This window comes from Amorphus suaedae (genome assembly GCF_053629675.1).
Genome location: NZ_JBRJIT010000001.1, coordinates 1,219,738 through 1,240,687, shown reverse-complemented (window position 1 = coordinate 1,240,687; position 20,950 = coordinate 1,219,738). Strand labels below are relative to the sequence as shown.

General features: G+C 68.3%; 17 protein-coding genes. 4 read left to right on the top strand and 13 right to left on the bottom strand.

The genetic code is table 11. The features are described 5' to 3' along the window. Positions 1 to 2 precede the first annotated feature (2 nt). From AB7M35_RS05545 to AB7M35_RS05515, 7 genes are all read right to left on the bottom strand, one after another. On the bottom strand, positions 3 to 992 hold the full coding sequence (locus tag AB7M35_RS05545; RefSeq protein WP_453957909.1) for an amidohydrolase family protein: 990 nt from the start codon (positions 990 to 992) through the stop codon (positions 3 to 5). Positions 993 to 1,031: 39 nt separating this feature from the next. Further along, a complete protein-coding gene (locus AB7M35_RS05540) occupies positions 1,032 to 2,420 on the bottom strand; it encodes an FAD-binding oxidoreductase (protein WP_453957907.1) in 1,389 nt (462 codons plus the stop codon). Between the two features lie 30 nt (positions 2,421 to 2,450). Continuing rightward, positions 2,451 to 4,091 (bottom strand): thiamine pyrophosphate-requiring protein, encoded by a 1,641-nt coding sequence (locus AB7M35_RS05535; protein WP_453957906.1) that lies wholly within the window; start codon positions 4,089 to 4,091, stop codon positions 2,451 to 2,453. After that, positions 4,088 to 5,344: an alpha-hydroxy acid oxidase gene (locus tag AB7M35_RS05530; protein WP_453957904.1), complete on the bottom strand. Its 1,257-nt coding sequence runs from the start codon at positions 5,342 to 5,344 to the stop codon at positions 4,088 to 4,090. Before AB7M35_RS05530 ends, AB7M35_RS05535 begins: the two co-directional genes overlap by 4 nt. Positions 5,345 to 5,366: 22 nt before the next feature. Next, complete coding sequence (locus AB7M35_RS05525; RefSeq protein WP_453957902.1) at positions 5,367 to 7,331, bottom strand: TRAP transporter permease; 1,965 nt, start codon at positions 7,329 to 7,331, stop codon at positions 5,367 to 5,369. Positions 7,332 to 7,456: 125 nt separating this feature from the next. Beyond that, positions 7,457 to 8,470 carry a TAXI family TRAP transporter solute-binding subunit gene (locus tag AB7M35_RS05520; RefSeq protein WP_453957901.1) on the bottom strand — a complete coding sequence of 338 codons (1,014 nt, stop codon included), beginning with the start codon at positions 8,468 to 8,470 and terminating at the stop codon, positions 7,457 to 7,459. A gap of 273 nt (positions 8,471 to 8,743) precedes the next feature. After that, positions 8,744 to 9,757 carry a TAXI family TRAP transporter solute-binding subunit gene (locus AB7M35_RS05515; protein WP_453957899.1) on the bottom strand — a complete coding sequence of 338 codons (1,014 nt, stop codon included), beginning with the start codon at positions 9,755 to 9,757 and terminating at the stop codon, positions 8,744 to 8,746. Between the two features lie 202 nt (positions 9,758 to 9,959). Between AB7M35_RS05515 and AB7M35_RS05510 the strand changes: the two genes are divergently transcribed. Further along, positions 9,960 to 10,880, top strand: a complete 921-nt coding sequence (locus AB7M35_RS05510; protein WP_453957897.1) for a thioesterase family protein — start codon at positions 9,960 to 9,962, stop codon at positions 10,878 to 10,880. A 57-nt stretch (positions 10,881 to 10,937) separates the two neighbouring features. Here the strand turns inward: AB7M35_RS05510 and AB7M35_RS05505 are convergent, their stop codons facing one another. From AB7M35_RS05505 to AB7M35_RS05490, 4 genes are all read right to left on the bottom strand, one after another. Further along, positions 10,938 to 12,089 carry an acyl-CoA dehydrogenase family protein gene (locus AB7M35_RS05505; protein WP_453957895.1) on the bottom strand — a complete coding sequence of 384 codons (1,152 nt, stop codon included), beginning with the start codon at positions 12,087 to 12,089 and terminating at the stop codon, positions 10,938 to 10,940. 26 nt (positions 12,090 to 12,115) lie between these two features. Continuing rightward, complete coding sequence (locus tag AB7M35_RS05500) at positions 12,116 to 13,555, bottom strand: NAD-dependent succinate-semialdehyde dehydrogenase (protein WP_453957893.1); 1,440 nt, start codon at positions 13,553 to 13,555, stop codon at positions 12,116 to 12,118. Between the two features lie 2 nt (positions 13,556 to 13,557). Beyond that, on the bottom strand, positions 13,558 to 15,651 hold the full coding sequence (locus tag AB7M35_RS05495; RefSeq protein WP_453957892.1) for an acetate--CoA ligase family protein: 2,094 nt from the start codon (positions 15,649 to 15,651) through the stop codon (positions 13,558 to 13,560). Between the two features lie 230 nt (positions 15,652 to 15,881). Then, positions 15,882 to 16,733, bottom strand: a complete 852-nt coding sequence (locus tag AB7M35_RS05490; RefSeq protein WP_453960619.1) for a p-hydroxycinnamoyl CoA hydratase/lyase — start codon at positions 16,731 to 16,733, stop codon at positions 15,882 to 15,884. Between the two features lie 131 nt (positions 16,734 to 16,864). Here AB7M35_RS05490 and AB7M35_RS05485 point away from each other — a divergent pair, with 131 nt between their 5' ends. From AB7M35_RS05485 to panC, 3 genes are read left to right on the top strand one after another with little or no spacing between them, the layout of a single operon-like run. Next, positions 16,865 to 17,269, top strand: a complete 405-nt coding sequence (locus AB7M35_RS05485; RefSeq protein ID WP_453957890.1) for a MarR family winged helix-turn-helix transcriptional regulator — start codon at positions 16,865 to 16,867, stop codon at positions 17,267 to 17,269. Between the two features lie 38 nt (positions 17,270 to 17,307). Further along, complete coding sequence (panB, locus tag AB7M35_RS05480) at positions 17,308 to 18,153, top strand: 3-methyl-2-oxobutanoate hydroxymethyltransferase (protein ID WP_453957888.1); 846 nt, start codon at positions 17,308 to 17,310, stop codon at positions 18,151 to 18,153. Further along, the gene (panC, locus tag AB7M35_RS05475) at positions 18,150 to 19,013 is read left to right on the top strand and encodes a pantoate--beta-alanine ligase (protein WP_453957886.1); all 864 of its coding nucleotides are present in this window, start codon (positions 18,150 to 18,152) and stop codon (positions 19,011 to 19,013) included. The genes panB and panC overlap by 4 nt, the downstream gene beginning before the upstream one ends. A 40-nt stretch (positions 19,014 to 19,053) precedes the next feature. On the opposite strand, the gene AB7M35_RS05470 is transcribed toward panC, so the two are convergent. Continuing rightward, positions 19,054 to 20,358, bottom strand: a complete 1,305-nt coding sequence (locus AB7M35_RS05470; RefSeq protein WP_453957884.1) for a TRAP transporter large permease — start codon at positions 20,356 to 20,358, stop codon at positions 19,054 to 19,056. A 31-nt stretch (positions 20,359 to 20,389) separates the two neighbouring features. Then, positions 20,390 to 20,950, bottom strand: a complete 561-nt coding sequence (locus AB7M35_RS05465) for a TRAP transporter small permease (RefSeq protein WP_453957882.1) — start codon at positions 20,948 to 20,950, stop codon at positions 20,390 to 20,392.

Sequence of the window (20,950 nt, the reverse complement as noted above, 5' to 3'; positions counted from 1 at the left end):
CCTCAGAGCCTGAACAGACGTTCCGCGTTGCGGCCGCGCACCAGGTGGCGGGTTTCGCCGGCGAGCGAATCCACCCGGGCGAGGCAGCCGGTCATGTCGCCGATGTTGTGGGGGTAGTCGGAGCCGTAGAGGACGTTCTCCGGCCCGCATACGTCGACGCACATCTGCAGCGCGTCCTGACGGTGCACGACGGCATCGACGTAGATCCGCCGGAGGTACTGGGTCGGCCGCTCCTCGGCGTTGGCGGCGCAGGTGGGGATCCTGTCGTAGCAGATGTCCAGGCGACCGGCGATGAACGGCAGCGCGCCTCCGCCGTGGGAGGCGATGATCTTCACCTTCTGATAGCGGTCGAAGAAGCCGTCGTAGATCATGCGCGAGATCGCCATGGTGGTGTCGAAGACGAAGCCCACCGGCGGCACCATGTTGTGCTTGCGCATGTCGAGCTGGTCGACGGCCGGAGGCGCCGACGGGTGCACGAGCACGGGCAGGGCGCGGTCGTCGATCGCCTGCCAGATGTCGGCGAACAGCGGATCGGTCAGCGACTGGCCGTCGATGTTGGCCAGCACCATGACGCCCACCGCGCCGGCATCGAGGCAGCGCTTGAGTTCGGCCCTGGCGAGCTCCGGGTGCTGCCAGGGCAGCGAGCACATCCAGCGGATGCGGTCGGGAAAGGCGCGCTGGGCCTCGATGAAGCAGTCGTTCATCGTCCGTGCGGCCTCGATGCTGACGTCCGGGTCGCCGAAGTAGGCGTTCGGCGAGGTCAGCGACACGATGGCGATATCGACGCGGGCCTGGTCCATCGCCTTGATCCGCATGTCGTAGTCGAGCATGGCGGGAAACAGCGTGAGGAACGGGGACCCGTACATGTCCACCACCTCGCCGCCCTCCGGCAGCGTGCGGAAGGTGTATTTCGGCGCGCCCTTTTCCCGTACCAGGTCGAGGTAGGGCTGGCTCATCATGTGGGTGTGGACGTCGATCACCGGGCTCGTCACGCGGATCTCCCTTGCTGCATCGAAACGGTTGGAAACGGGTCAGCCGGCCTGGCCGAGCTTGCCGGGGTTCATGATCCCCGTGGGGTCGAGCGCGGCCTTGATCGCCTTCATGGAATCGATGGCGTCGCCGTGCTCCTTGCGCAGGTACTTGAGCTTGGCGAGGCCGATGCCGTGTTCGCCGCTGGCGGTGCCGCCAACCTTCAGGGCGCGCTCAACCAGCCGGTCGGCGAGGCGCTCCGCCTCGGCCAGCTCGGCCGCGTTGTCGGGCTCGATCAGGTAGGCGATGTGGAAGTTCCCGTCGCCGACGTGGCCGATGATCTTGCCGATCAGCGGCGAGGCCTCGATGTCTTCCCGGGCCGTCAGGATGCTCTCGGCCAGCCGCGAGATCGGCACGCAGATGTCGGTGGTGTAGCAGTCGCAGCCGGGTCGCAGCGCCTTGTTGGAGTAGATGGAATCGTGGCGCGCCTGCCAGAGCCGCGAGCGCTCCTCCTCCTTCGTCGACCAGGCGAAGTCGGCCCCGCCGTTGGCTTCGGCGATCTCCTGCACCGTCTCGGACTGCTCCTGGACCCAGCGGGGGCTGCCGTGAAACTCCAGGAACAGCGTCGGCGTCTCCTTCAGGCCGAGCTTGGAATAGAGGTTCGTGGCGCGGATCGCCGTGTCGTCGAGGAACTCGACGCGGGCGATCGGCACGCCGAGCTGGATCGTCTCGATCACGGTGTTGACGGCGCCCTCGACGGTCTCGAAGGCGCAGATCGCCGAGGCGACGCATTCCGGGATCGGGTGGAGGCGGACGGTGACCTCGGTGATGACGCCGAGGGTGCCCTCGGCGCCGACGAAGAGGCGGGTGAGGTCGTAGCCGGTGGATGACTTGCGCGCCCGTGTGCCGGTGGTGATGACGGTGCCGTCGGCGCGCACCACCCGCAGCGCCAGCACGTTCTCGCGCATGGTGCCGTAGCGCACGGCCGTGGTGCCGGAGCCGCGCGTCGACGCCATGCCGCCGAGCGAGGCGTCGGCGCCCGGATCGATGGGGAACGTCAGGCCGGTGTCGCGGATATGCGCGTTGAGCTGCTTGCGGGTGACGCCGGCCTCGACCACCGCGTCGCCGTCCTCCGGATGGATCTCGACGATGCGGTTCATCCGGCTCATGTCGATGCAGACGCCGCCCTTCACCGCGATCGTGTGGCCCTCCATCGACGATCCGGCGCCGTAGGGGATCACCGGCACGGAGTGGCGGAAGCAGGCCGACACCACGCGACGGACCTCCTGTTCGCTCTCGACGAAGACCACCGCGTCCGGCAGCGCCGCCGGCAGCCGCGACATGTCGCGGCCATGCTGCAGGCGGATGGCTTCGGTGGTGGCGAGGCGGTCGCCGAAATGGTCCTTGAGCTCGCCGACGACGAGGGCTGTCTGGGACTGGACGATGGTCATGTCACACGGTCTCCCGTTGGGCCTGGGGCGTCAGACGGCCGGATACTTCGACGCGGCGAGTTCCTGGGAGGTGATGAACTCCAGGAGCACCGGGATGCCCGCTTGGGTCTTCTCGATGCCGCGGCGGATGGCCGGAACGATCTCCGAGGGGTCGGTGATGCGCTCGCCGTAGCCGCCGAGCGCCTCGGCGAAGGCGGCGTAGTTCCCGGAGATGTCGGTGGCTCGGTACTTGTCGGTGGACACCCCCATGATCGGGAGCTCCATCGCCATGGAGAAGTTGTTGAGCAGGATCGACAGGATCGGGATCCGCTCGCGCACGGCGGTCTCGAAGTCCATGCCGGTGAAGCCGATCGCAGCATCCCCCCAGACGTTGATGCAGAGCTTGTCGGGGCAGGCGAGCTTGGCGCCCATCGCGAGGCCCAGCCCGTAGCCGAGCTGGGTCGACTTGCCCCAGCCGATGTAGGTGAGCGGCGCCTTGGTGACCCAGAACGGCGAGAGCTGGTCGCGCGGGCTGCCGGCATCGTGGGTGATGATCGTGTTCTCGATGTCGACGGTATGCTGGAGGTCCCAGAGGACGCGGTAGGGCGTCATCGGGTTTTGGTCGGAGGTGAGCTTCGGCAGCCATTCGGCGAGCCACTCCTCCCGCACCGCGGCGATCTCCTCGGCCACCGCATCGTGGGGCCGTGCGCCGATCTCGCGCCGGTCGATTTCGGCGATGAGCGCGTCGAGGGTGAGGGCGGCGTCGCCGATCAGCGCCGTCGTCGCCTCGTATTCCTTGTTGACGTGATCCGCGTCGAGGGTGCCGTGGATGACCGTCTTGCGGGCGAGCGGCATCTGCACGCCGAACGGCGTCTGGGTGAAGGAGCAGCCGATGCCGAAGATGACGTCGGCCGCATCGAGGAAGTGCCGCACCGTCTTCGGGATCGCCGCGCCGCCGGAGCCGAGCGCCAGCGGATGGTCCTCGGGAAAGGCGCTCTTGCCCTCCAGGCTCGTGCACACCGGGATGGCGAGGCGTTCCGCCAGCGCCTTCAGCTGCGGCCAGGCGCGGGCATAGTGGATGCCCTGGCCGGCATAGATGACCGGACGCCGGGCGTTCACGAGCGTGTCGACGGCGTCGCGGACGGCCTCGGGGTCGGGGCCGCTGCGGGTCGAGAGGACCGGCCGGTAATCGAGCGGCTCCGGGACCTCCTCCGACCAGATGTCGGCCGGAATCTCGATCAGCACGGGGCCGCCCCGGCCGTTGCGCAGCTTGGAGAAGGCGCGCCGGAAGATGTTGGGGATCTCGGCCGGCACGTTGATGGGCTCGGCCGACTTGGTTATGTCGCGCATCGCGACGGTTGCGTTGTAGTGCGGGTCGATGTGGGCCATCCGCCGGGCGTAGCCGCCGGGCATCACGAGGATGGGCACGGATTCCGAGTAGGCCTGGGCGATGGCGCCGTAGGAGTTCTCCGTGCCGGGCCCGCTCTGCATCACGAAGACGCCGATCTTCCGGCCCGAGGACATCCGCGAGATGGCGTCCGCCATGTGGATGCCGGTGCGCTCCTGGCGCACGATGATCGGACGGATGTCGGCGACGGCGGCGTGCTCGATCACGTGGTTGACCGGATAGCCGAAGACGAGTTCGACGCCCTCGCGCTTCAGGATCTCGGCGATCGCGTCTCCGACTTTCATGGTGCGTGTCCTGTGTCCGGGCTGGCGGGTCCGCGGGCCGCGAAATCGGCGGCGGACCAGGCGTGGGGATGATGAATGGTGGCGGACCGGGCCGCGTCGGCGGTGAGGTGGCCGGATTGGGCGAGGGCGAGGGAGAACTCCTCCATCAGCGTGCTGGCGACGTGGTGGCCGCCGAGCGGGCCGAGCGCCGCCAGCCCCAGCATGAAGGCGCGGCCGGCAAGCACGGCATCGGCGCCGCAGGCAAGCGCCTTGAGGATGTCGACGCCGTACATGACGCCGCTGTCGACGAGCACCCGGGCGCGACCGCCAACCACCTCACGGATGGCCGGCAGCACGTCGATCGGCGCGGGTGCGGCGTCGAACTGGCGACCGCCGTGGTTCGATACGATGATGCCGTCGACCCCGAGCGCGACGGCGCGTTCCGCGTCGGCGGGGTGCAGTATGCCCTTGACCAGCATCGGGCCGCTCCACTCATCGCGTACCCGGGCGACGAGCTCCCACGAGAAGGCACCTGCCCGCTCGCGCTGGACGAAGGCGGCGAGGTCCTCGCGGCTGGGGGAGGGACCGCAGTAGGCGGCCATATTGGCAAAGCGCGGCATGCCTTCGCGGCGGATGGCTGCGAGCCAGTGGGGGCGGGTGGCGGCCGCGGCCATCATGCGCGGCCGGATGCGGAAGGGGATCGACAGGCCGTTCTTCAGATCGCGGTTGCGCTTGGCCGGCCGCGGGATGTCGAGGGTGACGATCAGGGCGTGCGCGCCGGCGGCCTGGGCGCGGCGCACGAGATCGAAGGTGGTGCGGTGGTCGCCGCCAGGCATTCCGTAGAGCTGGAACCAGAAGGCGTCCGGCGCGGTGCGTGCCAGGGATTCCAGGTCCACCGTGGCCATCGTGCTGGTGGAATAGGCGATCGTGTGGGTCTGTGCCGTGCGGGCAAGCGCCGTCCCGGCTCCTGGCCAGATCATGCCGTCCATTCCGATCGCGCCAATGGCGAGCGGCGCCGCGTAGCGTCGTCCGAACAGTTCGATCGAGGTGTCGACCCGGGCGACGTCGATGCCGTAGCGGGGGGCGATGGTGATGTCGCCGAAGGCGGCGATGTTGCGGGCGCGGCAGGTCTCCGCACCGGTGCCACCCTGCAGGAAGTCGTAGGCGAAATAGGGCAGCCGGCGGCGCGCGGGTGCCTCCAGCTCAGGCAAGGTGGGGTAGGCCTTGCGCCACGCGGCAAGCTTCGCGGTCAGGCGGTCGTCGGCCTTGGTCACCGCCGGTGCTCCTGCCGTCACCTCAGCCGCGCTTCGGCTGTGCATGGGTGAGACCATCGGGCGCCTCGGCGAGCGGAGCCGTGTCGTCCGGCACGACGACCTGCCCGCCTTCGCTGCGGATGCCGGGCAGCGACACACGCGGAAGCAGGAAATAGATCCCGAAGCCCACGGCAGCCACGGCCAGCGTCAGGATCGACTCCGGTCCCGCCCAGACTGGTGCCGAGACGATGGCGACGACCATCGCGGCGGCGACCAGCGCCATCGCGATGCTCGCGGGGTTGGGATGCTCCAGAAGGCGTGACACCCGGCTGATGAGCAGGATGGCCGCCAGCGTCGTGCAGATGACGGTGACGATGGCCTGCGGCGTGCCGTCCATCAGCAGGGCGGGATCGTAGGCCCAGACGAACGGCAGGATGAACGCCATCGAGGCGAAGCGCATGCCGATCCAGCCGGTGCTCCACATGCCGGCGCGGGCGAGGCTCGCCGCCACGAAGCTGGAGACGCAGACCGGCGGGGTGAGGAAGGACATCACCCCGAAGTAGAAGATGAAAAGGTGCGCTGCGAGCGGGGTCAGGCCCATGTCGATGAGCGACGGCGCGATGACGGTTGCCAGCACGATGTAGATCGCCGTCACCGGCATGCCCATGCCGAGGATGATCGACAGGATGCCGGTCAGCACCAGCATGGCGAACAGGCCCCAGTTGGTGCCCACCTGCATGACGATGAACGAGAGCGACTGGCCGAGGCCCGACACGTTCATGACGCCGACCACGGCGCCGGCACCGCCGGCGATCAGCACGATCGGGATCATCGCCTCGCCGCCGCCGAGCACGAAAGCGCGCCACTCGGAGAAGGTCCGGAAGCGGCCCATCACGAAGGCCAGCAGCAGCAGGGTGCCGCCGGCGGTCAGCGCTGCGGCCGCGGGTGCCATGTTCGCCCAGAACAGCAGGTAGATGAGCAGCATCAGCGGCAGGACGAAGAACCAGCCCTTGCGGAACACCGCGCCGATCCGCGGCAGTTCGCTGCGCGGCAGGCCGACGAGCCCGCGCCGCTCGGCGATCGCGTCCACCTGAACGAACAGGCAGATGTAGTAGAAGACTGCCGGCAGGAGGGCGGCCAGCACGACCTGGTAGTAGTCGATCTGCAGGAACTCGGCCATCAGGAACGCCGCGGCGCCCATCACCGGGGGGGCGATCTGGCCACCCGTCGACGCCACGGCCTCGATGGCCGCGGCCTGGGCCGCCGTGAAGCCGGTCCGCTTCATCAGCGGGATGGTAACGACACCGGTCGACATGATGTTGCCGACCGGCGAGCCGGAGACGCTGCCGAACAGGCTGGAGGCGATCACGGCGACCTTGGCCGGTCCGCCGCGCCGATGGCCCATCATCGACATCGCCAGATCGGTGAAGAAGTTGGTGGCGCCGCCCACCTCCATCAGCTTGCCCAGCACGATGAAGGCGAGGACGAGCGACGCGACGATCGACAGGACGAGACCCGGGATCGCGCTGGTGTCGGAGTAGAGATACATGACGATGCGCTCGGGCGGCAGCCGATCCGCCTCGAACGGTTGCGGCAGCACCCAGCCCAGGAATGCGTAGGCGATCAGCACCCAGACGAGAACGGCGATGCCGGTTCCGCAGACCTTCCGCAGCGCCTCCATCATCAAGACGATGCCGACAATGCCCGGCACGAACTTCTCCGGCGTGGTGCCCATGAAGTCGAAGAGCCAGCCTTCGAAGTTGTAGGACATCCAGCCCCAGCAGCCGATGGCGGCCAGTCCGAAGACGATCTCCAGCACGCCCGGCTTCTTGGCATACGGCCGCTGCAGGAAGCCCGCCGCCACGGCAACGCCGAGATAGGGCCCGAGCCATTCGGAATCGACGAGATTGATGCCGAGCCTCAGCGGCAAATCGACGGCCCAGCAGACGCCGCCGATCAGCAGGAAGGCGTAGTAGAGCTTGAGAAGGCCGGACGTGACGCGCGACATGTATGGGGTGCCGAATATTCGTCACCGCCCCTGTTTTGGAGGCGGGATATCACGATCTCGAAGGCCCGGGCGGTGGCGCGCTCTGCGGCGGCCTGCTGCCCGGGCGGCTGAGGTGCGTCGGGGCGCTACTTCTTCAGGAACGCCGCCTGCTGCGCGTCGTGCTCCGGCGTCCAGAGGCCGATTTCCTTGAAGTAGCGGATCGCGCCGTCCTGGAACGGATGGCTGATCTTCTGCGGCAGGATGTCGTCGGCCTTCATGCCGCGCAGCGCCGGCACGGCCTTCTGCAGTTCAGCCCAGTTTTCGTGCGTCGTCTTCACGACCTCGTAGATGTCGTCAGCGTTCGCGTGCGCGCCCGTGTTCAGGTACGAGTCGTAGATGGCGACCTTGGTCGGCTCCTTGACGCCCACCGACGCCGGCCCCGGCTGCATCATCCCGACATGGAAGCTAGGAAGCGCGTTGACCGGCTCGTCGTTGGGTCCGAGCCCCAGAACCCGCGTTCCGCCGGGAATGGCGGCGTCAGCTTCGCGGTGGGCCGGAATGCTGAGGATCGACGCGGTAACGTCGACGCGGTCCTCGGTCAGCGCCTTGAGGGCGGACGGAACGTTCGTCTCGGCCACCGGCGTGACGTCGGCTTCGGTCAGACCCGCGGTGGCGAGGATCGCGCGGTTCACGTCGTCGAAGAGGGCGAGCGTGCGGTAGCTGGTGATGACCCGCTTGCCCTTCACATCGCCCACCGTGTTCATGTCGCTGTCGGCGCGGACGATGAAGCTGTACTTGGCCTGGGCGATCACCAGGACGGCGCGGATCTGGTCCATCGCCTGGGGATAGGGCTCCTTGCCGAGAAAGGCGGAGTTGGCGTCGAGGCCGGAATTGATGCCGAGCAGGACTTCGCCGCGGTGGAGCTGCGGCAGGTACTGCGACGTACCGCCGTGCGGACGCGCGGTCGACGGAATGCCCGTCTTTTCCTGAATGAGCGTCGACAGCGCGGTGCCGAGCTGGGCGTACAGCGTGCCCGCCGGACCGGTGGCGACCGTGATGCGGTCCACCGACATCTCTGCCGATGCGGCATGGCCGAATGCAATGCTCATCGCGGCTGCCGCGATGACCGACCTGAAGACGGATTTCGCCTGTATGGACATGATATCTCCCCTCGCGTTTCACCCTTGATCGCCGGCCATCTCGAGGCGGCCGCATCCCCGTTTTCGGGGAGTCATTGTCAGATCAGGGACCCTTATATAGGCCGCACGGTACGTAGGCCTCCCTTGCGGGTCAAGGGGAAAGGCAGGCGATATTTCAGGCAGGCCGCGGGACAGCAGCGCCTGCATTCGCCCTGCTCGGATCACCATCGGGTCCGCCGCGGGATGTGCCCCCGCGGCGGGCTTGCTGCGGCGGGGCGCCACCCGCCTGCGCCGTCACTGCTTCAGGAGCTCGGCCTGCTGCGCGTCCTGCTCGGGGGTCCACAGGCCGATCTCCCGGAAGTAGCGGATCGCGCCCTCGTGGAAGGGATGGCTGATCCGGGCCGGGACCATCTGTTTGGCATCCATGCCGCGGAGCGCCGGCACCGTCTTCTGCATCTCGCCCCAGTTCTCGTAAGTGATCTTGGCGATCTCGTAGATGTCGTCGGCGTCGGCGTGCGCGCCGGTGTTGAGATAGGAATCGTAGATGGCGATCTTGGTCGGCTCGGTAACGCCGACGCTGGCGGGCCCCGGCTCGATCATCCCGACATGGAAGCCGCGGAGGGCATCGATCGGTGCCGGGTCCGGACCGAGCGCGACGACGCGGGTTCCGCCGGAGATGGCGGCGTCGGCCTCGCGGTGGGCGGTGATGCCGAGGATCGCGGCGGTGACGTCGACACGGTCTTCGGTCAGCGCCTTGATGGCCGACGGCACGTTCGTCTCCGCAACGGCGGTCACGTCGGCTTCGGTCAGGCCGGCGGTCGCGAGGATCGCGCGGTTGACGTCATCGAAGAGGGCGAGGGTGCGATAGCTCGTGATGACGCGCTTGCCCTTCACGTCGGCGACCGTCTCGATGCCGGAGTCCCGCCGGGCGATGAAGGAGTAGTTCGCCTGTCCGATCACCATCACGGCCCGGATGTTGTTCATCGCCTGGGGATACGGATCCTTGCCGGAATAGGCGGCGTTGGCGTCGAGCCCCGAGTTCATGCCGAGAAGCACCTCGCCGCGATGCAGCTGCGGCAGGTACTGCGACGTGCCGCCGTGAGGACGGGCGGTCGCGGCAATGCCGGTCTTCTCCTGAATGATGGTCGTGAGGGCGGTGGCGATCTGCGAATAATAGAGCCCCGCCGGACCGGTGGCGATGGTCAGCCGGTCGACGGACAGCTCCGCCGATGCGGAGCCGGCGACGGCCATGCTCATCACCACGCCGGCGGCAACCGAACGCAGGACGGACTTCGTCTGCAACGTCATGGAAACGTCCTCCCCTGTTTGTTTCTTCCCCGTCCGTCGGCCGTCTGGCGGCCACATCCCCTTTGCGGGGTGTACTTTTCAGATCAGGGTCCCTTATATCTTTGAGCGTACGAACGCCGTTCTGGCCCGTCAAGGGCGGGTGCGGCGACGGTATGTGACGCAACAAGAACCCTGGAGGGCGGGCGTGGTCTGCGGAGCCGAGATGGAAGTCTGGCGCGGGAGCGTGAACACCTGGGAATGCGACCAGATGGGGCATCTGAGCGCGCGCTACTACAACGCTCTCGTGCGCCAGGGACTGGTCGGAATTGCCGCGAAGCTGGGGCTGTCGGGGGCCTTTCGGAGCGATGCCGGCGACACGCTGATCGTCACCGAGCAGCATCTGCGCTTCCTCCGCGAGGCTCGGCTGGCCGCGCCGCTGCACATGACGGCGGGCGTCCTGTCTGTGACCGACGAGCGCATGGTGGTGCAGTTCCTGCTCCATCACACCCGCACCGGCGACCTGGCCGCGACCATGCGCACCACCGTGGTGTCCGTCGATGCCGTCACCGGCGCGGCGGGTCCGATGCCGGCCGATGTGCGCCGGCAGGCCGAGGCGCTGACGATCACCGTCCCGGAGAAGGCGGAGCCGCGCAGCGTCTCCCTCGATCCGGTCGAGACCATGGCTTCCCTGGATGCCGCCGACCGGCTCGGGCTGATGTGCGCGAGCCGCGGGGCCTTCGGCGTGGAGGCGTGCGATGTCTTCGGCAGAGTGCGGCTGGAGGGCTTCCTGGCGGCGGTCACCGAGGGCATGCCGCTGGTCGGCTCGACTCTGCGCGGCGACCTCGCCGACTACCTCGACATGCCGGCCGAGCGCATTGGCGGGGCAATGATCGAGTATCGGCTGCTCTATCACCGCTATCCGAAGGCGGGCGACCGCTTCGAGCTGCGCTCGGGCCTTGCCGGCTTCGATGCGCGGACGATGCGCATCGTTCACTGGCTGCTGGATCCCGAGACCGGCCTGCCGTGGTTCTCGGGAGAGGGCGTCACGTTGTCGTTCGACCTGGAGGCGCGCAAGGCGCTGTCGATCCCGCCGGAGGCGCAGGCCGCCATGCAGAAGATCGCGACGCCCGGTCTTAGGCTTTGACGCCGTCTCGATCCCGCGCCGGCCCGCGGACGGGTGGCGGCTGACGGCGCCGCGTCCTCAGGTGACCTTGAGGCCCATCAGGCCGGCGATCAGGTTGCGCTGCATCTGCGAGGAACCGGCCGCGATCGTCGCGCTGCGGGAGTCGCGGTAGTGGCGCTGCATCGGAAACTCCATCGAGTAGCCGAAGGCGCCCATCACCTGCATCCCCATGTTCGCCACCTTGGCATAGGTCTCCGAGGAGAACAGCTTGGCCATGGAGATGTCCGCCAGCGCGTCCGCTCCGGTGGAGACCTTCCAGGCCGCCTGCCACATCAGGGCGCGCGCGGCTTCCACCTCGGTGCGCATGTCGGCGATCATGTGGGCGATCGCCTGGTTCGATCCAATCGGCCTGCCGAACTGGGTGCGGGTCCGGGCATAGTCCGCCGCCATGTCGACGACCGCGCGCGCCGCCCCGCAGTTGCCGGCGGCCGACACGATCCGCTCGACCTGCAGGCCGGACAGGATGCAGTCCCAGCCCTTGTTGAGGCCGCCGACGATCCGGTCGTCGCCGACCTCGACCCCGTCGAAGCGGATCTCGTAGGTCCCGGTCGACGTCCGCCCGAGCATGTCGAGCTTCTTCAGCTCCACGCCGGCAGCGTCGTTGTCGATGAGGAAAAGCGACATGCCCTTCCTGTGGGACACGCTGGGGTCGGTCTTCAGGTAGACGTTCAGGAGGGTGTTCTCGACGCCTGCGCCCGTGCACCAGAGCTTGTCGCCGTCCACCCGCCAGGTGTCGCCAGCCTTTCGGGCCGTGGTGCGCATGGCACCGACGTCCGACCCGGCCTCGGCCTCCGAGATCGAGATCGCCATGCGCAGGTCGCCCGACATGAGCGGCGGCAGGAACCGGGCCTTCTGCTCTTCGCTGCCCTTGCGGGCGATGTTCAGCCCGCAGAAGACCCCGCCAGCGTAGGCCATGTAGAAGTCGGCGCTGGTGTAGGCGATCTCTTCGCCGACGATGGCCATGTCGATGACGGAGCCGCCGAGACCACCGTGCTCCTCGTCGAAGGGCAGGGCCATCAGTCCCGCTTCCGCCCACTCCTTGTGGAGGGCGTACGGATAGCTGCCCTCCCGGTCGTGGCGGGCCACCATGTCGGGCGGCGCATGGCGATCCATGAGCTTGCGGACGCTGTCGCGCAGCATCCGCTGCTCTTCGGAGAAGCCCATATCCATCGCGTGTTCCCCCCGGGTCGGTCGCGTCAGCTTTCGCTGATGAGCTTGACGTCGAGATAGGCGTCGAGACCCTCGATGCCGCCTTCGCTGCCGTAGCCGCTTTCCTTGACGCCGCCGAACGGCGTTTCCGGCATGTTGATGAGGAAGTTGTTGATGCCGAGCATGCCGGTCTCGACCTGTTCGCCGAGGCGGATCGAGTGCGCGCTGGAGCGGGTGAAGGCATAGGCAGCAAGGCCGTAGGGGAGGCGGTTGGCCTCCGCGATGGCCTCGTCGACCGAGCCGATGCGCCGGATGACGGCGACTGGCCCGAACGGCTCCTCGTTCATGATGCGCGCGGTGTCGGGCACGTCGGCGATCACCGTGGGCTGCCAGAAGAAGCCCTGGTTGGAGCCGCGCTCGCCGCCGGCCACGACGCGGGCGCCGGCGGAGACGGCATCGGCCGTCAGCGCTTCCATGGCAGAGACGCGGCGCGGGTTGGCCGTCGGCCCCATCTGGGCGCCTTCGCTGACGCCGTCGGCGACGGTCAGCGCGTCGGCCTTCTCGGCGAACGCATCGACGAAGTCGTCATAGACTCGGTCGTGGACGTAGAAGCGCGTCGGCGAGATGCAGACCTGGCCGGCGTTGCGGAACTTGGAGGCCGCGCTGGCCGCGGCGGCGGCCACGGGGTCGGCGTCTTCCAGCACGAGCACCGGCGCGTGCCCGCCGAGCTCCAGCGTCGTGCGCTTGACGCCGTCGGCCGCGAGCCGGCCGATCTCGCGCCCGACCGCAGTGGAACCGGTGAACGAGACCTTGCGGATGATCGGGGAGGCGATGAGGTAGGTCGAGATCTCGGACGGGTTGCCGGTGACGACGGTGAGCACGCCTTCGGGCAGGCCGGCATCGGCGAGCGCCCGGGCCATCGCGAGCATGGTGCCCGGCGTCTCTTCCGCCGGCTTGATGATGCAGGTGCAGCCGGCGGCCAGCGACGCGGCGACCTTGCGGGCGGGGATCACCGCCGGGAAGTTCCACGGCGAGAACGCCGCGACGGGGCCGACCGGCAGCTTCAGCGTCAGGAACCGGGTGCCCGGCGCGCGGGACGGGATCACACGGCCGTAGGCGCGCCGGCCCTCCTCGGCGTACCAGTCGATGATGTCGGCAGCCGCCGAGACCTCGACGCGCGATTCCGCCAGCACCTTGCCCTGTTCCAGGGTCATGGTGAGGGCGATTTCCTCCAGCCGCTCCCGCATGAGCGACGCCGCCTTGCGCAGGATCTGGGAGCGCGCCAGGACGGGGGTCGCCTTCCACGCCGGAAATGCCCGCGACGCGCAGGACAGCGCCGTGTCGAGATCGTCGCGCGAGGCGATCGGCAGCCTGGCGAGCGTCTCGCCGGTGGCGGGATTGACCACGAACCGATCGCCCGCGCCGCTGCCGGGGACCAGCTTGTTGTCGATGAAGAGACCAAGCTCGGGATAGCCGGAATGGGACATGGTCAGGCCTTCTTTGTTGCCAGAACGTCCAGGCTTCGCACGCCCTTGCCCGTCGGGTAGATCGCCAGCGGATTGATCTCGACCTCAACCAAGCTTGGGTCGTCGAGCAGCAGCCGGCCGAGCCGGTAGAGTGTGTCCACCACGGCATCGACGTCGAGGGTCTCGCCGCCGCGATATCCGTGAAGCAGCGGCGCACCGCGCAACTTGTCGATCTCGGCGCGGATGCGCTCCTTCGAGAGCCCGGCCGGGAACATCCGGATGTCGTGCATCAGCTCGGTGAAGACACCGCCGAGGCCCGCGATCACCACCACGCCCCAGGCGGGGTCGCGGCGGGCGGAAACGACCATCTCGAGCGGGAACCGGGGTGCCATTTCCTCCACGAGAATGCCGTCGATCCGGACCCCGGGCGCGGCCCGCGCGACCGCGGCCTCGATGTCGGCGAAGGCGGTCCGCACCGAAGCATCGTCGGCGAGGCCCAGCTTCACGCCGCCGACGTCGCTCTTGTGGGAGATCGCCGAAGCCTGGACCTTGAGCGCCACGGGAGCGCCGATCTCGCGGGCGATCGCCAAGGCGTCGTCGGCGGTCGTCGCGAGCCGGCCCTGCGGCACGCCGAAGCCGGCCTCTTCCAGGCAGGCCTTGCCCCGGTATTCCGGGAGCATGTCGGCCGCCCCGGCAACCGATGGCGAACCGGGCATCGGCAGGTCGTCGACGAAGTCGAGCCTTGCCACGTTGGCGAGCGCCCGCATCACCCGTTCCGGCGAGCGGAAGAACGGCACGCCGGTCTCGCGGATGTCGTCCATGAACTCCGCCGGCATCGGCAGCTCGTCGGCGAGAAACACCAGCGACACCGGCTTTTCGGCGTTGGCGAGCACCGGACGCAGCGACTTCCACTTCGCCATCACCTGCTGCGGCGCGCCGCCCATCGCCGCCACCAGAAGCGCGTCGATGCCGGGATCGGCGAGCATGGCCGCCGAGGTGTCGCCGAAGAGGCTCGGCTTGCTCATCCCCATGGCGGTGATGTCGAGGGGATTGTCGATCACCGCGAAATCCGGCAGCAGCTCCGAAAGGGCCTGCCCGGTCTCCGCCGCAAGCGTCGGCAGCGGCAGGCCGATGCTCTCGTTGAAGTCCAGGCAGAAGCCGCGGACGGCGCCGGAGTTGGTCATGATGCCGAGCCCCTCGACCCGCGACTGCGGGTAGCGGTGGCGCAGCACGGTGGTGTCGAACAGTTCGTCGAAGCTGTCGGCCAGGGTGACGCCGCAGGCGCGGACGAAGGTCTCCATGACGGCGTGGTCGCCGGCCATGGCGCCGGTGTGCGATTGGGCGGCCTCGCGCGACCGCTCGCTGCGGCCCGGATGCATCAGCACGACGGGCTTGTCGAGCGCCCAGGCCCGTCGCGCGCACTCCATGAAGAGGCCCGGATCGCGGATCTGTTCCACGAACACCGCGAACGATCCGACGGACGGATCGTCGACGAGGGCCGACATCACCTGTTCGGCGGCGGTGACGGCCTCGTTGCCGGTCGAGATCGCGTAGGCGACGGGGACCGCGCGGCTGCGCAGCGCCTCGCGGATGTTGCCCGTCATCGCCCCGCTCTGTGCGATGACGGCGACGCCGGTTCCGGACGCCACCTTCGGCGAGATCCGCTCGAAGGTCATCGGCACGCCGTCGACGAAATTGGTGAAGCCGAGGCAGTTGGGGCCGAGGAGGGCGATGCCCGCGTCGTCGGCGATCCGTGCCATCTCCGCCTGGGCGCGGATGCCGTCCTCGCCGAGCTCGGCAAAGCCGGAGGCGAACACCACGACGCCGCCGACGCCCCGTTCCGCGCATTCGGCCACCGATTGGGTCACGACGCTCGCCGGAACGACCAGCGCGACCAGATCGATGCCCGAGGGGAGCTCGGAAATCGAGCCGACACAGGGGCGGCCGTCGATTTCGGTGTTCTTGCGGCTCACAAGGTGCAGCGGGCCGTCGTAGGCGAAGGTCGCGAAGTTCGACAGGACGTTGTTGCCGAGGCTGAACGGCTCGGGCGACGCGCCAACGATGGCGATCGACCGCGGGCGCAGCAGCCTCTCGATGCTCGAACGGGACTCACTCATGGGTAACGGATGCCTGCAGCACGATGGCCCGGATCGCCGCGATCCGAGACCATGCGGGTGATCGATGTGTCATCGGGTTCAAGCGGCCATGGGGGCGGCGCGCCACCCCCATGGCTCCGGAGCCTGCCTCGGCCAGGCGGTGACGCCTGACCGAACGGAGACGGCTCCGGCTTCGGTTCGTTGCGCGATTCCATTCCGCCCGGAGCGAACCGATCCGGACGGAACGCGACCTAGCGGTTGCGATCGTAGGACTGCAGGCCCGGCCGGTAGGTCTTGTCGTCGAGGAACTGCTTCATTCCCTTCTGGTCGCCGCGCTCGGGGTCGCGATACTTGGTCTGGTCCGACTTCGCCATCAGGTACTCCAGCGCAGTGTCCCACGGCATCGACTTGACGTGGTGGTAGGCGGTCTTCGCCGAGCGGAGCACGAACGGGTTCTTCTCCTTGAGCGTGTCGGCGAGCTTCTTGGTGCGCGCCTTCAGCTCGGAAGCCGGCACGGCCGTGTTGACAACCTTCATCTCGGCCGCCTGCGTGCCGGAGAAGGTTTCGCCGGTCATGATGTAGTACATCGCATCGCGCTGGCTCATCACCTCGGCGAGCGACTTCGTCACGATGCCGGCGGGGATGATGCCCCAGTTGATCTCGGAGAGGCCGAAGGTCGCGTCCTCGGACGCGATGGCCAGGTCGCACCCGATGAGCACCTGGAACGCACCGCCGAAGCACCAGCCGTTGACCATCGCGATGGTCGGCTTGGGGAAGTACATCATCCGGCGCCACTGCCATGCGGCATTGGCGCGGTACAGGCGTTCGCGGTCGAGCGGCGGGCCGGCATCGGGTTCGCGGAAATATTCCTTCAGATCCTGTCCGGCGGAGAAGGCGTCGCCAGAGCCGGTGATGACGACGACCTGGACCGCGTCGTCCTCCTCGATGGCGTCGAGAACCGCGTTCATCTCCCAGACGATGCCGGGATTGATCGCGTTGCGCTTGTCGGGCCGGTTCAGCGTCACCCAGGCAATGCCGTCCTCGATATCCACGAGAACGTTGTCACCCCACCCCTTGGCGCGATCCTGTGCGGAGGGGTGCATTTCCCCCGGGTTGCCTGTCATTTTCCGGCTCCTTGAGCTAAACACTGTACGTGATGCTTAAATAAGGGGCCCTGATATTGTCAAGCGATGCTGATGGCCGGTCCGAGCGGATATCGCTCCGGCCGCGGACAATGTATCTGCTGAACCAGGCGAACCAGGCGGTTCGCTCGCAGCTCGAGCAGGCGCTCAGGGGACTGAGCCTCACAGGCATCCAGTATACGGTGCTGTCGATCGTCGGATCGCGGAACGGCATCTCCTCGGCCGAGCTTTCACGCCGCTTCTTCGTGACCCCCCAGACCATGAACGAGATCGTCACGGGCCTCGAGAAGCGAGGGCTGCTGCAGCGCGAGGCGAGCGCGGAGAACAAGCGGATCCTGACGGCATCGCTCACCGGCAGTGGCCAGGAGACGCTGAAGGAGTGCGACCGGATCGCCGACGAGATCGAGAAGTCGGCATTCGCGGACATGTCCGACAAGGACTTCAACGACCTGCGCCGGATCCTGCGCGGACGGCTGGTCTCCCTGCGCGGCGGCTGAGCCGGCAGGTCAAGCAATTCACGGATGAAGGACTGGGTATGAGTGCGACGAACGACGCGCGAGCGATCACGCCACCCGAGATCGCGGCGCGCAAGGGCGGGACCCCGCTGGTCTGCCTGACGGCCTACACGACTCCGGTTGCGCGGCTCGTCGACCTCCACTGCGACGTGGTTCTCGTCGGCGACAGCGTCGGCATGGTGCTGCACGGCCTGGAATCGACGCTCGGCGTCACCCTCGAGATGATGATCATGCACGGCAAAGCCGTCCGGCGCGGGTTGTCCAGGGCGCTGCTGGTGGTCGACATGCCGTTCGGAACCTACGAGGAGGGGCCTGCCCAGGCCTTCCGCAACGCGGCCCGGCTGATGGCGGAGACCGGCTGCGCGGCCGTGAAGCTCGAGGGCGGCGTGGCAATGGCGGAGACGATCCGCTTCCTGAGCGCGCGCGGCATTCCGGTGATGGCGCATATCGGGCTGACACCCCAGGCGGTGAACACCTTCGGCGGCTACAAGGTGCAGGGGCGCGGCGACGCCGGCGAGCGGGTGCTGGAGGATGCGGTCGCGGTCGCGGAGGCGGGCGCCTTCGCGGTGGTTCTGGAGAAGATCCCGGCGCCGCTCGCGCGACGGATCACCGAACGCATCGCGATCCCGACCATCGGCATTGGGGCGTCCGCCGATTGCGACGGGCAGGTGCTGGTGATCGACGACATGATCGGTGCCTTCACCGACTTCAGGCCGAAGTTCGTCAAGCGGTACGCCGCCGTCGGAGAGACCATCTCCGGCGCGATCGAAGCGTACGCCGCCGACGTTCGTGCGCGCCGCTTCCCGGCGGATGAACACGTGTTCGGCGATGCGTCGAAGGCCGTGGGGCGGGGAGACGCCGCATGAGCCTCGACATCATCCGCACGGTGGCGGACCTGCGCGCGCAGGTGGCGGCCTGGCGCGGCGAGGGATGCCGCGTCGCGGTCGTCCCGACCATGGGCGCGCTGCATGCCGGCCATCTGAGCCTCGTCGAGGCGGGGCTCGCGGTGGCCGACCGGGTGATCGTGACGCTGTTCGTCAATCCCAAGCAGTTCAACAATCCGGGCGATCTCGCCGCCTATCCGCGCACGGAAGAGGACGACGCGCGCAAGGTGGTCGGTGCCGGGGGGCATGTCCTTTATGCGCCCGACGCCGCGGAGATGTATCCGGCGGGGTTCGCGACGACCGTCTCGGTTTCCGGCATAACCGAGGGCCTGTGCGGGGCGTTTCGGCCCGGCCATTTCGACGGGGTCTCGACCGTCGTCTCGAAGCTTTTCCTGCAGACCGGCGCCGATGTCGCCATGTTCGGGGAGAAGGACTTCCAGCAGCTTCACGTGGTGCGCCGCATGGCGCGCGACCTCGACATTCCGATCGAGGTGATCGGCTGCCCGACGGTGCGCGAGGCGGACGGACTGGCGATGTCGTCGCGGAATGCGCGGCTGTCGCCGTCGGAGCGGGCGATCGCGCCAGAACTGGCCCGTGCGTTGACGGACGCGGCCGCGCGGCTGGGGCGCGGCGACGCGCCCGAAGCCGTTCTCGGCGAGGCCCGCGCTGCCATCGTCGCGTCCGGCTTTCGCGAGGTGGAGTATCTGGAGGTGCGCGGGGAGGACGACCTGGCGCCGCTGGTCCAGCTCGACCGTCCGGCCCGGCTGCTGGTGGCCGCCTGGCTCGGCGACGTCCGCCTCATCGACAACGTCGCGGTGGCGGCGCGCTCGACGAGCGCGTAGCGGCGGGTGAAGCGTCCGCACCGCGCGAGGCGCGCGGTGCCTACATCAGGTTGGGCAGCACCAGCGAGATCTGCGGGAAGGCGATCAGCAGCCCGATCACCACGACCTCGCAGGCCAGGAACCAGCCGATCCCGCGGAAGACGGTGGTCAGCGGGATGGCGTCGCCGGCCACCTGCTTGACCACGAAGGCGTTGATGCCGACGGGGGGCGTGAGCACGCCGATCTCCAGGAACTTCACCACCAGCACGCCCATCCAGATCATGTCGAAGCCGGCCGCCCTGAAGATCGGCAGGAAGATCGGCAGGGTCAGCAGCATCAGCCCGATCGCGTCCAGGAACATGCCGAGGATGATGTAGATCACCGCGATGGCGAGGATCAGCGGGATGCCGCTGATGCCCGAGTCGATGACGAACGCGGAGAGAAAGCGCGGCACGCCCGACAGGGCGAGAAAGCGCGTGAGCAGGATCGCGGCGATGGCGATGATGAAGATCGAGCCGGTCGTGCGCACCGCATCGGTGATGCTGTCGCGCAGCACCGCGAACGACATCCGGCCCTGCACCGCGGCGATGACAATGGCCACGAACGCGCCGAACGCGCCGGCCTCGGTGGGGGTGACCACGCCCCCGTAGATCCCGCCGATGATGGCGAAGATCAGCAGCGGGATCGGCCAGACGCGCGCGAGCTGGCGCCACTTCTCGTTCGGGTCGGACGCCGCCGGCGCCGGCGGCGCGAGCGACGGATTGGCGCGGCAGCGCGCGACGATCATGCCGGCGTAGATCGCGGCGGTGAGCAGACCGGGGAGGGTGCCGGCGATCAGAAGCCGACCGATCGGCTGTTCGGTGAACCAGCCGTACAGGATGAAGAGAATGCTGGGCGGGATGAGCGCCCCGAGGGTGCCGGCGGCCGCGACGGTTCCGGCGGCAAGCGCCTTGTCGTAACCCCGGCTGAGCATTTCCGGGATCGCGATACGGCCCATGGCGGCGGCGGTGGCGACGCTCGATCCGCACATGGCAGCGAACCCGGCGGAGGCGAAGTTGGTGGCCACGGCAAGGCCGCCCGGCAGCCAGTTCAGCCACACCCGGGCCGCGGTGTAGAGCGCACCGGTTATGCCGGTCCGGTAGGTGACGGCCCCCAGCAGCAGGAACATCGGCACGGCCGACAGCGACCAGTTGGCCGCAAAGTCGTAGGTGAGGGTGCCGAGCGAGCCGAAGGCGGCGACCGGCCCGCGAATGACCCACATCCCGCACAGCGACACCAGGCCGAGCGCCACGGCGATCGGCACGCGCAGCATGAGGAGAACCACCACACAGCCGAGGCCCGTGAAGCCGACTTCGAGCGAGGTCATGGACGGACTGCTTCCGGGCGCAAGAGGGCCATCAGAATTCCTCCTGGGCGGCGGCGGGGACTTCCGGGTTCCGCTCGCCGATCCGCCGCAGATAGATCACGCCATGCAGGAGCCACATGAGCGCCAGCAGCCCGGCTCCGAGCGGAACCAGCCAGCGGGTCGGCCAGATCGGAATGGTGTAGTAGACGGCGTCGATGATCTCGCCGGACCGGGTGCGCCGCAGCGCCTCGATGGTGCTCATCCAGGTAATGGACCCGGCGAAGATCACGCCGAGCAGGCAGCCCATCGCGTCGAGGCCGAGGATGGCGCGCGGCGCGAGCTTGGCGGTGAACAGTTCCACGAACAGATGGCCGCGGCGGCGTTCCACCGCCGCGAGCGGCAGGAAGATCGCCGCGACCATGTAGTAGTGGGAGACGATCTCGAGCGTGCCGACGATCGGCATGTTGAGAAGATACTTCGTGAGCACGTCGGTCGTGACGTGCAGCATCATCAGCAGCACTGTCACCCCGGCGACCACCGCAAACGCGCGCGACACGAGGCCGAGCGCTGCCTCGACGGCGCCCGGCGCATCCGGGGTTTCGGTCCGGGTCAT